The organism is Rothia terrae (genome assembly GCF_012396615.1).
Lineage (GTDB): Bacteria > Actinomycetota > Actinomycetes > Actinomycetales > Micrococcaceae > Rothia > Rothia terrae.
Map to the genome: position 1 here is coordinate 1 of NZ_JAAXPV010000014.1, position 15,093 is coordinate 15,093.

Annotated in this window: 13 protein-coding genes; 8 read left to right on the forward strand and 5 right to left on the reverse strand. The window is 54.6% G+C overall.

What is annotated here, in order from left to right:
- Positions 1-656 precede the first annotated feature (656 nt).
- The 7 genes from HF984_RS08280 (at position 657) to HF984_RS08310 (ending at position 7,053) form a co-directional block, all read left to right on the forward strand.
- Positions 657-1,400 (forward strand): response regulator transcription factor, encoded by a 744-nt coding sequence (locus tag HF984_RS08280; protein ID WP_168615209.1) that lies wholly within the window; start codon positions 657-659, stop codon positions 1,398-1,400.
- Positions 1,401-1,406: 6 nt separating this feature from the next.
- Positions 1,407-2,897, forward strand: a complete 1,491-nt coding sequence (locus tag HF984_RS08285) for a sensor histidine kinase (protein WP_168615210.1) — start codon at positions 1,407-1,409, stop codon at positions 2,895-2,897.
- A 23-nt stretch (positions 2,898-2,920) separates the two neighbouring features.
- Complete coding sequence (locus HF984_RS08290; protein WP_311242684.1) at positions 2,921-3,367, forward strand: fluoride efflux transporter FluC; 447 nt, start codon at positions 2,921-2,923, stop codon at positions 3,365-3,367.
- Positions 3,367-3,738, forward strand: a complete 372-nt coding sequence (locus HF984_RS08295; RefSeq protein WP_168615212.1) for a fluoride efflux transporter FluC — start codon at positions 3,367-3,369, stop codon at positions 3,736-3,738. Before HF984_RS08290 ends, HF984_RS08295 begins: the two co-directional genes overlap by 1 nt.
- 101 nt (positions 3,739-3,839) lie before the next feature.
- Positions 3,840-5,519 (forward strand): acetolactate synthase AlsS, encoded by a 1,680-nt coding sequence (gene alsS / locus HF984_RS08300; RefSeq protein ID WP_168615213.1) that lies wholly within the window; start codon positions 3,840-3,842, stop codon positions 5,517-5,519.
- 153 nt (positions 5,520-5,672) lie between these two features.
- A complete protein-coding gene (locus HF984_RS08305; RefSeq protein ID WP_168615214.1) occupies positions 5,673-6,404 on the forward strand; it encodes a VanZ family protein in 732 nt (243 codons plus the stop codon).
- 55 nt (positions 6,405-6,459) lie between these two features.
- Positions 6,460-7,053, forward strand: coding sequence for a VanZ family protein (locus tag HF984_RS08310; protein WP_168615215.1), 594 nt, complete (start codon positions 6,460-6,462; stop codon positions 7,051-7,053).
- Between the two features lie 32 nt (positions 7,054-7,085).
- On the opposite strand, the gene HF984_RS08315 is transcribed toward HF984_RS08310, so the two are convergent.
- Entirely contained in the window at positions 7,086-7,685 is a 600-nt protein-coding gene (locus tag HF984_RS08315; RefSeq protein WP_168615216.1) for a hypothetical protein, read from the reverse strand.
- A 267-nt stretch (positions 7,686-7,952) separates the two neighbouring features.
- Positions 7,953-8,912: an MIP/aquaporin family protein gene (locus HF984_RS08320; protein ID WP_168615217.1), complete on the reverse strand. Its 960-nt coding sequence runs from the start codon at positions 8,910-8,912 to the stop codon at positions 7,953-7,955.
- 360 nt (positions 8,913-9,272) lie between these two features.
- On the opposite strand from HF984_RS08320, the gene HF984_RS08325 reads away from it, so the two are divergent.
- On the forward strand, positions 9,273-10,754 hold the full coding sequence (locus HF984_RS08325; RefSeq protein WP_168615218.1) for an amino acid permease: 1,482 nt from the start codon (positions 9,273-9,275) through the stop codon (positions 10,752-10,754).
- 285 nt (positions 10,755-11,039) lie between these two features.
- Here HF984_RS08325 and HF984_RS08330 read toward each other — a convergent pair whose 3' ends face one another.
- From HF984_RS08330 to HF984_RS08340, 3 genes are all read right to left on the reverse strand, one after another.
- Positions 11,040-12,521 carry a glycoside hydrolase family 16 protein gene (locus HF984_RS08330; protein WP_168615219.1) on the reverse strand — a complete coding sequence of 494 codons (1,482 nt, stop codon included), beginning with the start codon at positions 12,519-12,521 and terminating at the stop codon, positions 11,040-11,042.
- 617 nt (positions 12,522-13,138) lie between these two features.
- Positions 13,139-14,350 carry an acetylornithine deacetylase gene (argE, locus tag HF984_RS08335; protein ID WP_168615220.1) on the reverse strand — a complete coding sequence of 404 codons (1,212 nt, stop codon included), beginning with the start codon at positions 14,348-14,350 and terminating at the stop codon, positions 13,139-13,141.
- Positions 14,351-14,457: 107 nt separating this feature from the next.
- Entirely contained in the window at positions 14,458-14,991 is a 534-nt protein-coding gene (locus HF984_RS08340; RefSeq protein ID WP_168615221.1) for a flavin reductase family protein, read from the reverse strand.
- Positions 14,992-15,093: the final 102 nt, after the last annotated feature.

Here is a 15,093-nt window from a genome sequence, read left to right on the forward strand (position 1 = left end):
GAGCAACGGTTCTTCCGGTATGGCTTGAGGTTATTTGTAGTGATTTAATCCTCTTATTTTTGCCGCTGGTGGGGCCGTTGTCTAGTTGGTGGGGTGTGGGTGTGTTCCTACTTTTGAATAAGCCTCAAAAGCTGCATTTTTTGAAAAATTTTTAACCCGTTTCGGGGTGGGTGGTTAACGACGGCTTAATATAACGCTAAGTAGGCGTATGATGCAATTCGGTTAATGTTACCGGCTGGTATGCAAAACGCCTAGTGAGATGCGGTATTAGAGTAAAACCCGTATGAAATAAGGGTTCTGGCGGTGTGACTGAGGTAAAAACAGTGCCTCAACGCGGTTAAAAAGATAAACTAATCACATTAAAGGGTAAACACTGAAATGTTGCCATTATTCGTATTCTTATCGTTCCGCGTGAATATTCACCGCCTGGTAATTTATTCAACACGCAGTGTGCTGAGCAATTTTAAGGCCGTGAAAATCAGCTCCCCAACCGGACGGGGAAGGGCGTCCTGTGGGGGGACCCTAAAGAGCGCCAATCTTACTCTTACACCTCAACCTATGAATCCGCTGTGTGCTGCTGTAGCCTCAGCTATGCATTCTTCAAAATGTCCGCGCAATCACCGCTAACATGACGCTCCACAGTTACGCTTATACCTATGAGCAGTAAAGCAACAGACATCGCCAAAAACCTTCCCAAACTCGAACACCTCGACGGCAGTCCCATTCGCGCCCTCGTGGTGGATGATGAAGCAATGCTCGAAGAGCTCATTAGCGTTGGTCTTCGCATGACGGGATGGGACGTAAAGTCTGCAGGCAGTGGCCCTGCCGGTTTGGCGATCGCCCGTGACTGGCGTCCAGACGTACTGGTGCTGGATATCATGATGCCCGGTTTTGACGGCGTTGAGCTGCTTTCTCGCGTGCGCAAACTATACCCCGACGTTCCCTGCCTTTTCCTGACTGCTAAGGATTCAGTGGATGACCGCATCGTTGGCCTTGCTGCGGGCGCTGACGATTACGTGACCAAGCCCTTCTCTATGGAAGAAGTCATGATTCGCTTGCACCGCCTGGTGCAACGCTCCGGTGTTACCGCGGCGACCGACGCCGAGCTTGTGGTGGGTGACCTCATTCTCAACACCGACACCCGCGAGGTCAGCCGCGGCGGCGAAGACATTCAGCTCACCGCCACCCAGTTTGATTTGCTGCGCTACCTCATGGAAAACGCAAAGCGCGTAGTCTCAAAATCCCAGATTCTCGATAACGTCTGGAACTACGACTTCGGCGGCCAGGCAAACATTGTGGAGCTCTACATCTCATACCTGCGCAAGAAAATTGATGCAGGACGCGAGCCCATGATTCACACCGTGCGCGGTGCAGGCTACGTCATTAAGCCGGTTCAGTAGCGTTTCGTGAAACCGTTGCAGCCTACGTCTTACGCGCCCGTATTGCGCCTGCGCACCAGATTAACCGCGATTTTGGTGGTCATGCTGGGCATCGTTTGTCTCATTATTGGTGTCTCAAGCTACGTCACCCTCAAACAGTCTCTCTATAACCAGGTGCAGGGCAGGCTCGATGAGGCTTCTCACCGAGCTATCAATCCGCCGTTTGAGAACGACTTTCCGTTGCAGAGCGGAAATCGAGAGCCCGCTGAATGTAGCCAGCTCAATGGCAAAGGCCTGCTGGATGCGCCCGGTCAAGCATCCGGAACCCTCAGCTTGTGCGCGGCAGATGGCAAGGTCACTGCAGACGGTGTTCTCAACACCTCGGGTGGTCAAGATCAATTATCAGAGGCTGACAAGCAGAAACTGCTAAGCCTACCCGATGACGGCAACTCCGTAAAAGTTGAGTTGGATGCCGGCCACTACCTGGTGAACTCGCACTCAACGGGGGCAAACAGCATTATCGTCACCGGCGTTCCGCTGGATGACACCCGTAAAACTCTTGCCGTTTTGGTGAGCGTTATTGGCGCCGGATCGCTGGCTGCCATGGTCTTTGCCGGCTGGTTTGGCTCATCCATTATTCGCCGCACCATGCAACCGCTAGAACGCGTCTCATCGGTGGCAATCGACATCGCTGAACTCGATTTGGCGACCACCCGCGTCCCCGAGAACCTGCGCGTTGAACGACGCGACACCAACCCTGCAACAGAGATCGGCTCGGTGGGGCACGCGCTGAACCAGTTGATCAATAACGTAGACTCGGCTCTCGTCGCCCGCCAACGCACCGAAGACCAGATGCGCGTCTTCGTGGCGGACGCATCCCACGAACTGCGCACCCCGCTAGCGGCTATCAAAGGCTATTCCGATTTGATGCGCTGGACGGAAAACCTCAGTAGCGAGGGCGAAAAATCCCTAAGTCGCATTGACTCGCAGACCTCCCGCATGTCTCACTTGGTCGAAGATCTGCTGCTACTTGCCCGCCTTGATGAAGGACGCGAACTCAAACTTTCTGACGCTGACCTCACCGAACTTTTGGTAGAGAACGTGCTCGATCTGCAGGTTGCTGCACCCGACCATGAGTGGCATATTAACGTTCCCGACGAACCCATTGAGGTGCGCGGCGACCAAAACCAGTTACAGCAGGTGGTTCTTAACCTGCTCTCCAACGCACGTAAGCACACGGACGCTGGGACTGTGGTGACCGCGTCCTTGAGCCTGAGTGACGACGGAAAATATGCCCTCATCAGCATTGAGGACAACGGCCAGGGTATTGACCCCGAGTTCCAGCCCAAGATTTTTGACCGTTTCTCGCGTGCCGACAAAGCGCGTTCCGGGTCTGATGGAACATCCGGCTTGGGCCTGCCCATTGTGAAGGCGATTGTGGAGGCGCACCGCGGGCAGATTTCGGTGGACTCGCATCCCGGTGCCACGAAGTTCACGGTGATGCTACCGCGGGATTAGGAATTATTGCGTAGAGTAAAAACGTGAAATTACAAAAAATTCCGGATGGGCTATGGGTCTTTGCTGGCGGTGGCGCTGGCGCTTTCATGCGTGCTGTACTGACTGAAATCTTTCCGCAGACCTTTCTTCACCTGCCGGTGGCAGTGCTGTGCATCAACGTGCTTGGTGCGTTTCTGCTCGGTTGCTTGCTGCGCTTCTTAGCTGTGAGTGGGCAGGATGCGGGCTGGCGCAAAGCGACCCGCCTCGGCGTGGGCACCGGCGTCATGGGCGGCTTTACCACCTACTCTTCATTTGCTGTTGGCGCTGTTTCGATCGCAACATCGGGATCTGTTGCCGCCGCGTTCATGTATGTCTCCGCAAGCATTATCTTGGGTTTTCTTGCCTGCTTTTTAGGGCAGATCATCGGCGAAAAATTAGGTTTCACCAGTAAAAATAGTCAAAACGGCATAAAAATTAGAGGGGTGCGCTAATGCTCTGGTGTCTGATTTTTCTTGCCGGTGGCGCCGGGGCATGGTGCCGTTTCTCTCTAGATTCAGCCCTCAAAAAACGCTGGACGCATCCCGTCCCTATTGGCACGGTGACCATCAACTTTCTGGGATCTTTCGCCCTCGGATTACTCACCGGCTACGCCCTTACCCACCCCGAACACCAGATTCTCACCACCGTTATCGGCGTTGGCTTCTTGGGCGGTTTCACCACCTTCTCAACCGCCATGGTCGAGGCAGTCAATGCCGCGCGCAGTGGGCAGGCACTCGCATCCTTCTGGCTGGCTCTTGGGCAAATAATCGGTGCGCTAATTCTTGCGTTCGCCGGGCTCACTCTCGGCACGGCTGTCTTCTAGCTCACCCCACCGGGTGCGGGGTATCTCAAGAAAATCTCCCGCACTCCCACGCCCACTCGGGTATAGGCTGAAAAGACAAGCCCTCAAACGGAAGAACCCCAATGTCTAAATCAGTAGAACCCATCCGTAGTGCCCAGCGCGTTGTCGATACCCTTCGCAACCAGGGCGTGAAATATGTTTTCGGTATTCCCGGCGCGAAAATTGACGGCGTCTACGATGCCCTGGTTGATGCTGATGACATTGAGCTGGTGGTCTGCCGCCACGAACAGAACGCTGTCTTCCTCGCGCAGGGCTGGGCACGCGTCACCGGCGAGCCCGGCGTCGTCCTTGTCACCTCAGGCCCCGGCACCACCAACATCGCAACCGGCCTGCTCACCGCAAACACCGAGCAGGATCCCGTGGTCGCTATCGCCGGCACGGTTGGTCTGCCCGACCGCCTCAAGCGCACTCACCAGTCCATGAACGCCGTTAACTTCTTGGCGCCCGTCACTAAGAGCTCCGTTGAATCAACGGCTGCCAGCGATGTCACCGAGGCGGTTGCTAACGCCTTCCGCACCTCAATGACCGAACCCAAGGGTGCTGCCGCAGTGATGCTACCCGCATCCGTACAGTCAACGCAGAGCGTGCGACCCGCCATGAAAAAGCTACTCGTGCCCAAGCTTGGCCACGCAGACATGGAAGCCATCGAGCAGGCTGCGCAGATGATCAAGGACGCTGAATGCCCGGTTATTCTGCTGGGCCTGCGCGGCGCAAATGTTGAAAGCACCGCCGCCGTGCGTCGTCTGCTGGAAAGCACCGAGCTGCCCGTAGTTGAAACTTTCCAGGCGGCCGGTGCAGTGTCACGCGACCTTGAAGACCGCTTCTTAGGACGCGTGGGGCTCTTCCGCAACCAGCCCGGCGACATCATGCTCAACAAGGCTGACCTGGTACTCACCGTGGGTTACGACACCGTTGAATATGACCCCTTTATCTGGAATGACAAGCACGAACGCGACATCATCAGCCTAGATACCCTGCCCGCTCTGCTCGATAACCACTACGAACCTACCCTCGAATTGCGCGGCAAAATCTCCACCAGCCTGGACATTCTCGAAGAGAAACTTCGCGGTTACACGCTCTCCGATAAGGCGCGCGAGATGGTGGGTGAACAGCGTCGTGCACTTGCCGTAATGGACGAGCAGGCTCTGGCGCAGCAGGACACCGCAAAGGGTGTAAACCCCGCGCGATTGACCTTAGAGATGCGCGAATTTATTGATGATCAGACCGTCGTTGCAGCCGATATTGGGTCGCACTCCATCTACCTCGCACGTTACTTCCGTTCCTACCAACCTCGACACTTGCTGTTCTCCAACGGTCAGCAGACCCTAGGCGTGGCACTTCCCTGGGCGATGGCAGCGGCACTGGCAAACCCAGAGCAGGTAGCGGTCTCGGTGTCAGGTGACGGCGGCTTCTTGTTCTCGGGCGTCGAGCTTGAAACCGCAACCCGACTGGGCCTCAATCTCGTGCACGTGATCATGCGCGATAATACCTACGATATGGTCGCCTTCCAGCAGCAGATGAAATACGGACGCGACTCAGGCGTGGAGCTCGGCGACTACGACTCCGTGAAGTTCGCTGAATCCTTCGGCGCTAAAGGACACCGCGTCCACACGCTTGAGGGCTTCAGAAAAGCCTTCGCGCAGGCTCTGCAAGAGGACGGCGTCTCGGTGATTGACGTGACCGTTGACTACACCGACAACGTAGATCTCGCCGCTCACCTGGACGAAAGCGCGCTTTCCTAAAAACTCCAGACAGCGCGCCAGCGGGGCTACACGGTTATTACCGTGTAGCCCCTTCGTTTAACCTAACGCTCAGCTGGTACACAGCTTGTACTGAGTGGGCATATACGTACGTTTGTCATCGTTGAACGAAGGCAGATAGATGAGAGGATGCGCGTGAGTAACTGGGTGTATATGGGGTACTCGGGTTTGACCTGGGGTCTGGTGCTGTGTGGGGTGGCGCTCCCCGTGTTGGCGGTTGCTCAGTGGAAGCTCAGGACGCGGTTGCGCGCCTACTGGCTGATGGTGACGGGTGCTCTGATTATCTACAGCTGCGGCGTGTTCGCGCTGACGCTCTTACCGCTCCCGCAGTATGCACAGGTGGTCTGCAGTAGCAACCCTGTGCGACTGGTTCCCTTCCATTCATTTGCCACCGTGGCACAGGCGGCGGATCGCTACGGGGTGTTGCGAACGGTGCGGTCGCAAGACTTCTGGCAAATTGTTTTGAACGTGGTATTAATGGTTCCACTAGGCTTTATAGCCCGCGCAGTATTCAAGCGCGGGGTAGTGCCGTCGACAGGATGCGCCTTTGCGGCATCCGCCTTCATCGAGTGCTCACAACTTACCGGCCTATGGGGCTTGTACGACTGCGCCTACCGCATCTTTGATGTCGACGACCTGATGACCAATACGTTCGGCGGCCTCATTGGCGCGATATGCGCCGTGGTGTGGATTGCCGCCCGCAAGCGTCCTGAAGCCCCATTTATTCCGCCGTGGGCATCTACACAGCGGGACGAAGTACCCTCTACCACTTCGGTTGATGAAGTGTTCGCCCGCCTGACCGAAGGCTGCGATGATGTGCGCGACAAGGCAACGCGAGATCAAGAGCTGGTGCTTTCAGGTAGGTAAAATAGTAAGGCTTGTTCAAAAGCTCCGGATGCGTTGATTGATTGAAAGGTAGTTCGTGGATTTTTCTCTGCTTCTTCACCACGCGCTGACCTTGCTCATCGGGGCTTTTATCATCTGCGCTCTCGTTGTGGTGGTTGCACGCCTCCGGTGGGGGTGGCATCCCTCGGCTCTTCGGCTGACCGCACTACCAATTCTTGCGGTGTATGCCGTATTTGTTATAGCCGTGACCTTACTGCCCTTGCCCGACAAAACCACGTTTACCTGCGGTAGCCCGTACTTCTACCCCAGATTTTTTGTGGGGTGGAGCGTCCACTTCGCCCTGCAACACAATACGTCGTTGGTGGGGGCTTTCCTCTCTAAATACACGGCTCAGGTTCTACTGAACATCGCCCTGTTTATTCCTCTTGGCGCATTTTTAAACTGGCTGTTTCGCCTCAACTTCAGGGCCGCGCTCCTGATCGGTTTTGCCTGCACTTTGGGCATCGAACTGACGCAGCTCACCGGGCTCTGGGGCTACTACGACTGCGCCTATCGAACCTTCGACGCCGAAGACTTGCTCGGCAACACCTGTGGCGCTGTGCTCGGCTGGATTGCCGTGGAATGGACGCGCCGCCGCGTCCGCGGAATCAAGGGTCTACCTAACCTGTAACAAGCCCTCTGATGCTCAGGAAAGTATCGAGGTTACAAAAGTACCGGTCCGCGAGTAAAGGTGTAGGGGGTGCCGTTCACGCTGACTCGTCGAGTGGAATAAATATTGATGCCTGCAGAACAGGTCGCGTACGAGATTTTTGAGGCAAATTTCGGTGGCACATCAGCGATATAAGTTCTATCGGTGGCGTTGTAGGCCCAGCCGCCGCTGTATCGAATGGTGTAGGCGTTGTATCCACTTCTTACCGGCGCTGTGGAATCAAGCGTTGGTGTTGTCCACACCGGAACATAGGTAGGATCCGCTGCCAATCGAGTGTTTACCCATGTCAGAGTACCTAGAGAAGTAGGAAAGTAGATGGTCATGCTTGCGTTGGTTACCCTATCGGTGCGTGAGACGCCACCCACCCATAGACCGCCGGTAGGGTAGGTTTCTTTGGTGCCGTCAATGTAGAGCGTAGAAGTGCCAGCACCCGCAGTTGTACATGATTTTCCAGCCAGCAATTTACCCTGCAAACTTTTAGCGGTTTCTCGTGAAGCCGCGTACGCGGGCACGGCAGAGGTTGCGAGGACGACGGGGGTAGCCCAAGCGAGTCCTTTAACAAGGGTTCGTCTGTTGGTGGATTGTTCTGGCATGAATACTTCTATCTGGAGGGTCTAGGGGAAAGACAGTAAGCTGAGCACTGTGGGCTATGTGATTACTATAACACGACTGATGAGGTGGGCTGGCTTTTGTTTCTAACTCACCACTAAGTGTCCATAAAAGCGTCAAAATACCCGGGAAAAACAGTGTATTTTGACGCTTTCGTGGTCACTGTGAAGTTTTTGTGGTCACTTTACGACGCGGCGGACGCGGGCGAGGAGACAAGGATGCGGCAGTGCGGTACAGCGCGCTACGAGCGCCTACTCGAAGAAGCTCCGCTTAATCACCGGGATCTCGCCGGTGGGAGCGTAGGTAGCTGCGGCGCTTGCTGCGGTGGCCTGCGTATCTTCGTAAGTTGGAATAATCTCTGCTGACTTGGAACGATACATATGCTTATTTGCCCATAGACCAAATGCGAGCACTGCCAGCGCAACCGCAATAGAAATAAAGAGGTAGATGGACGCGCGTCCTTCGTAGTAGAGCGTGAAGAATGAGCCGCCCATAAAGCCACCGGCAATCGGTGCGCAGACGGGAACCCAGGCGTAGAACCAGCGCGAGCGTCCTTTGCCGTGAATCGGCAGGATAGCGTGCATGAGGCGCGGGCCGAAGTCGCGGGCTGGGTTGAGGGCAAAGCCTGTTTGGCCGCCCAGGCCAATGACGAGCACGGTGACCATGAAGCCGAAAGCGATGGGCTTGAGTACGTCATTGAGGTTCAGGGTCAGTTCAGAGCCGGTCAGTGCCGGGGTGAAGTTGACGCCCACGTAGAGTGCGGAGAACACCAGCAGGAAGGTGCCGATCATTTCTGAGAGCGCGTTGGTGAAGTAGTTGTGAATAGCGGGTACGGTAGCGAAAACACCGAGTTTAATTTTCTTGTCGCCGGTTGCTTTCCAGTGGGGGAGGTAGTTGAGGTAGACCATTCCAGCACCTGCCATAGCACCGAGAACTTGCGCGATGATGTAGCCGGGAACCTTTGACCACGGAAATTCGCCGTATGCTGCAAGACCGATGGATACCGCCGGGTTGAGGTGGGCGCCGGAGTAGTGGTGCGATGCGTAGACGCCGAATGCCACCGCAAAGCCCCAGCCGAAGGCGATGGTGAAGAAGTTGTCGCCGTGGCCTTTAGAGCGGCGAAGTTCGACGGTTGCGATGACGCCGCAGCCGAGGGTCACCATGATCATGGTGCCTAGAAATTCCGCCAGGTAGGGGCTGATGGTGTGCATAGGAGCTCCTGTAGAGGATGCGTGGTTTTGGTTTTCTTGGTTTTATCAAACGCTCTTTTGTGGGGTGGTGCAACGGTTAGGTGTAAAGGTGCTTTAAGTACTTAAGCGGTTTTGCGTGGGTTTGTGTGGCTTTATGTGTTGAATATTACGGTTGTTTATGCACCGCGGGTTGTGGTTAGACTTTGAGTGCCCGGCGTCCTTTAGTTGCACAGTTCGGTTCAAGTTTCCCTGTGCATTCTGAGATTCTTTAGGGTTCAAATTTTTGCGGCGCCGGTTAGACCGAATGCATAAATATAAGGTAGGGTGAATCTTATTCATTTTGAGGTGCCTCGAGCATGTGTTGGTTAAGAAGGAACGCCTATGTCCGCTGTAAAGTCGTCGACTCAGCAGAGCAATAACCCTGCTGACGCGTACGCGCACGAGCAAGAAGGCTTTGAGCAGGGTCTTAAACCCCGCCAAATTCAGATGATTGCCATGGGCGGTTCCATTGGTACCGGCCTGTTTTTGGGTGCCGGTGGGCGACTGGCAGATGCTGGTCCTTCACTCTTTATCCTGTACGCGGTCGCCGGTTTCTTTGGCTACCTCATCTTGCGTCAGCTGGGTGAGCTGGTTGCTTACCGTCCTTCGTCTGGCTCCTTTGTCTCATACACTCGCGAGTTCTACGGTGAAAAGTCCGCCTACTTTGTGGGGTGGATGTACTGGCTGTCATGGGCTACCACCGCGATCGTGGATGCTACGGCTATTGCTATTTACTTCCGCTGGTTTGGTCAGTACGTGCAGTTCATTAACGACATTCCGCAGTGGGTTGTTGCCCTCGTTGTTGTGGTCGTCGTGGTTGGCATGAACCTGGTGTCGGTCAAACTCTTTGGAGAACTCGAATTCTGGTTCGCGCTCGTTAAAGTCGGTTCGCTGGTGATTTTCATGCTGGTGGGTATTTTCTTCATCATCTTTGGAACCCCCAACGGTAGTGAAACCGGTATCTCGCTCATTACAGACCACGGTGGTCTTCTGCCGAACGGTCTGATGCCTGCGCTCGTTGTCTCTCAGGGCGTTATCTTCGCTTATTCAGGTATTGAGCTGGTGGGCACCGCATCCGGCGAAACCAAGGACGCGCGTAAAACCATTCCGCGTGCGGTCAACACTGTGGTGTGGCGTATTGCGATTTTCTACGTTGGCTCGATTTTGCTGCTGACCATGCTGCTGCCCTACACCGCGTACTCCGCCGATGAGTCACCGTTTGTGACCTTCTTTGAATCTATTGGTGTTTGGTATGCTGCACCGATTATGCAGTTGGTGGTTATTACCGCGGCGGCATCATCACTCAACGCTGGTTTGTACTCGACCGGTCGCATCATGAACTCCATGTCACGTAACGGCTCAGCCCCCGAGTTTGCTGGCAAGCTCTCCGCTAAGGGTGTGCCTTACGGTGGTATTTTGATGACCGGTTTTGTGGCGATGCTCGGCGTCGCGCTGAACTGGTGGGTACCCGAGGATGCGTTCGAGATCGTTCTGAACATTTCAGCGATTGCGATTGTTATCGGCTGGGCTGCGATTACTATGCCGCACATGAAGTTTGTGGCGCTGGCTCGCAAGGGCAAGTACACCCGCCCGGATTACCGCTCACCGTTAGCGCCCTTTACCAACTGGATCACCATGATCTTCTTGGCGGGTGTGATGGTGCTGATCCTCTTTGATTACCCGGTGGGCACCTACACGATGGCGTCCATGGGCGTGGTCATTCCTCTGCTGGTGGTTGGCTGGTTCTTCGTGCGTCATCGCGTGCACGAACTTGCTGAACAGCGAGAAGAAGAGGGCACGCACTCCTCCATTACTCTGCCGTAAGCATCCTTAAAACAAGGGCCGCGTTTCTACTGTAAATAGTAGAAATGCGGCCCTTTTGGTTTTTGGGTTCACCCGGAGGCAAGTGTACCGGCGGCAAACTAGCTGGGCTGAGTCTAAAGATTCCGAGTGAGCGAGGAAGTAAATCTTTGGGCTCAGAACCAATGCATAAATCGCCGTGTGAGCGAAGTGAACCCGCGCGAGAAGGATTGTTTGCCGCCGCTGTACTTGCGTAGGGTACTTAAGCCCTTATAAATAAACCTCTTTATATACGGGGTCTATAAGTTTTTAACCCTTGTATTCCCAAACGCGCACGTAGTCGACCTCAACCGCGCAGTCACGGCTGGAATCAGCGAAGCCACCCCACCACTGGTTACCTGCCTGCATGCAGATACGTAGGTGGAACTTAGCGCCAGCAGGAAGAGCCTCTATGTATTCGGGGGTGTCTGCAGGAACAAAGAGGTATTCCAAATCGTCAAAGAAGAATCGAACACCTTCGGGGGTCTTCTCTACAGTCCAGGTATGGAACTCATCTGCTAGAACCTGGCCCAGAACCGGAATAAATTTGTTGGTTTTGATACGGTTTCCGGGCTTCTGTTCATAATGGACAGTTCCCTCTGAGCGGTTGCTGGGGTCAGTCTTGGTTTTTCCTGAGGTGTAACCGTATGATTCCGCGATATCGATTTCGCCCTTAAGCTTTGAGTCGTCAGGGCGCATCCAGAGACCGCCCCATGCACCGATGTGCTCGGGAGTAGAAGCCGGTTGCTTAGCTCGGTACTCTACGCGGAAGTTTTCTGCTGAGAACTTGCCGATAGTGTCGATATAACCGGTTGCCCAATCGCGCACCTTGCCATCATTGAAAGTGCGCTCTTGGCCCTTGGGTAGCTTCTTGAGCCAGATTTTTGCAACTGAATCTTGAACAGTCACAGCATCTGAAAGAATAACTCCCTGGTCGAAACCAACATAGGTGTTATTGCGGACGCGCCACTTTGCGCCGTTGATGGCGGGTGCATCGAAGTCGTCTTCGAAGATCATCTTGCCCCACTGGGAGTTAGCAGGCTGGGTCAAGGCGCCGCGGAACTGACCCCATGCACCTGCGGTTGCGTTGTTCGCATCCAGCGGGGTTGCCGCGGGGGCGTCCTTGCTGACGTATCCGCTGAAGCCGGTACCGGTGCCTGCGGGGGTTGCAGATAGAGGAACAGTGGTGTCGTCGATACTAATGCGCATTGCTTCACGTCCGGTGAGAACAAACTGAGCTTCGATGTGGCGAAGACGCGCACTGATTGCCAGGTCGAAAGTGATGTTCTCGTTAACAAGGGGGCGGGGGATGGTGAGGTCCTGTTTCTTGATGACCTCGGTCTTGCCGTTCATAATGCGTTCGATAGCAAGAGTGTACTTCTGGTAGGCGCGCACGGTGAGTGATGCTGCGTAGAAGTTCTTGCCGTCGGCGGTGCGGCGAAGAATGACGCGGGGTACTACGCTGCCGCGTGCGGGGGCAACGGTGGTGAACTGCGCAGATACCAGCGCGTCTGAGGGGGACTTTTCGGGGGCGGGGATAAAGCGGGCACCGGTTGCGGGGGTTGCAGTGAATGCCTGCGCGTAGGGGTTAACGTACTTTACTTCGTTCAGGGGAGTGAATCGCAGGTTGCCACCGGGCAGGGTTTCGTTGTTGAGGGCAACGGGTGCTGCCTGCGCTACGGGGGTGAGCGCGAAGGTTGCAAGGCCGGCGATTGATGAGGTCAGTACGGTGCGTCGTGAAAATGAGCGCATGATGATGTGATTCTCCATGGTGGGGGACTTGGGGGATGGGGGGGATTCGTCTTTTCGACGACAATGGCTGAATGATTGGGGGTTATTCAGCTAGGGGATTTTGTCCGCCGAAAAAGCGATGAGTAAAAACCTACCAACAAAAAATCAGACCGCCAAGTGTGCAGGATTGGGATCGGTGCGAAAAAAAGATAATTGGGCTGATAGTTTTCGAGGAAACAATAGGTTATCTAGGGCAAACACTTTTGGGGACAAAATTTTAGTGATTTGGCATACATTTTTATTTAAGGCATAGTTGTGTGACCTGTTCGTGGTTCTAAATATAATAATTATGCTTAGCAGCCTATAAAAATTTAGTTACTGACAGGTTGTTGTGGTTCCTAAATCCGCGTCATTGCAGCGTTTAAAGGTGTTTCGGTAGGCTACTAAATAATTTAAATGACCTTAATTAAATTATTATTTTTAAGCGTGAGGAATGTGGTTCTTGATTCGTCACTCAAAAATTTACCATGCAAAATGCTGGTAGTGGGTAAATTTTCTGTCCCCCCAAGAACCCATAAAAAATCTCGTAGGGGGACAAGAAAATTCACTCACAGAGGTTCAGAAAGTGGTTCTTTCGCTCAGCTTCGCGCCCAGCATAACAGGTTTTCCATGAACTGTTCGCATTGTTCAATTTGGTTAAGCTCGATCCACTCATTGGGCGTATGCGCCTGAGCAATATCGCCGGGGCCGCACACAATAGTTGCCACTCCAGCCTCCTGAAACTGGCCACCTTCAGTGCCGTAGGTAACCTTCGCGCCGTCACCCACACCGCCAAAGCTCTTGCCCAGTTCAATGACATCGTGACCATCGGGGGTGCCCAAAGCCGGTACACGTGCCAGCAACTCGTGCTCAATGCTGACCTGCGACTGCAGGCTTCCCTCTTCTGCTTCGGCAAGCTCTTCTGCAACGCGTGCACGTTCAACGAGTTCCTTGCCCAGTTCCTCCACCTTGCGTTCAATGCGCTGCAGCACCGCATCCGCATCAATCGAAGGCAGAGAACGGAAGTCATACTCAACCACGCAGTCCTGCGCCACAATGTTGTACTGAACGCCGCCGCGCGCCACGTTCGCAGCAGCAGTAGAGAACGGTGCAACAAAATCCGAATCGAACGGTCCATCGGCAATCCAATCGCTGGCGAGATCATCAATAAAGGTAATGAACTTGCCGCCCACTGCCACGGCGTTCACACAGTGAGGGGCTAAGGACGCGTGCTTGGCAACACCGCGAATAGTGACGCGTCCGCGGTGGGCACCCTTGTGCGCTGAAATTACCTGCATCATGGACGGCTCACCCACGATGCAATACTCAGGCTTGACCCCGCGGGCTACAAGGTCATCGATCATGCGCGGTGCGCCCACGCAACCGATTTCCTCGTCGTATGAAAACGCAAAGTGAATAGGTTTAGTGAGATTAGCTTTCACCATCTCGGGGAGTAGCTGCATGGCGGTAGCGATGTAGGACTTCATGTCTGCCACGCCGCGTCCGTACAACTTATCGCCCTTAACAACGGGGGTGAACGGGTCGGTGTCCCAGTCCTGACCTTCAACCGGCACAACGTCTGTGTGACCAGAAATGACGATGCCACCGGTTGTTGTTCCGTCCGCTGCCGGAATGGTGACAAACATGTTGGCGCGGGTTTCATCATCGCTGTAGGTGTAGTGCGGGGTGAGGTCGTACTTCTCAAACTCGTCTGCCAATACCTTCAGAAGGTCGGCGTTGGGGGTCTCGCTGACGGTCTGAAAACCGACTAGCTTCTCAATCCACGGGTATGACTTAGGTAGGGTGCTCATGAGTACTCCTTAGAAAAATAGGCTTTAAACAAATTGTGCAGTTTTTCGCGCCTCCTGTGGGTGAGGAGAGGCAAAAAATTGCACAATTTCTATGACGTTAAGCGGGGTTAGCGAACTTCGCTGTGCTCACCCAGTGCGTGGAACTTACGTGAGTGATAAACCAGCGGGGTGCCGCTCAAGTCGTGACGCACAAAGTTCTCAACCTGCGCGGTGATAACGATTGCCGGGCCAGCTTCTGCCTTAGAAATCGGGGTGACACGCAGGACGCGACGCACACCGTGAAGCAGGGGTTCGCCGGTGGTGAGGGTCTCCCAGGTGGTGGGGTCTTCAAAGCGGGGGCATCCGCTGGTCGCAAAGTTCTTAGCAAGCTGCACGTTTTCAGCATCCAGCAGGTGCACGAGCAGGGTCTGCGCGCCGAGAATAGTCGCTGCAGAACCGGTGTTGCCCTTGAGTGAGAAACCAATGATTGCAGGATCTGCCGAAATTGAGCTGACCGAGGACGCGGTAAGACCGGCGGGGTTGCCCTGCGCATCAACCGCGGTAATAATCGCGACGCCCGCGGGGTGAGCGCCAAAGGCTTCCTTGAAAAGCTCGGTGTTGGTGGACAATTCGATTCCTGAAACGTGGGGAGCCAGTGTCATGGTGAGCACTCTTTCTCTGCGGCTGCAACGGGCTTATATTCAAAAAGACTAAAACTCCGGTAGATAAAAAATCTATGAGATGAAGTAATGAGTCAACGGTGT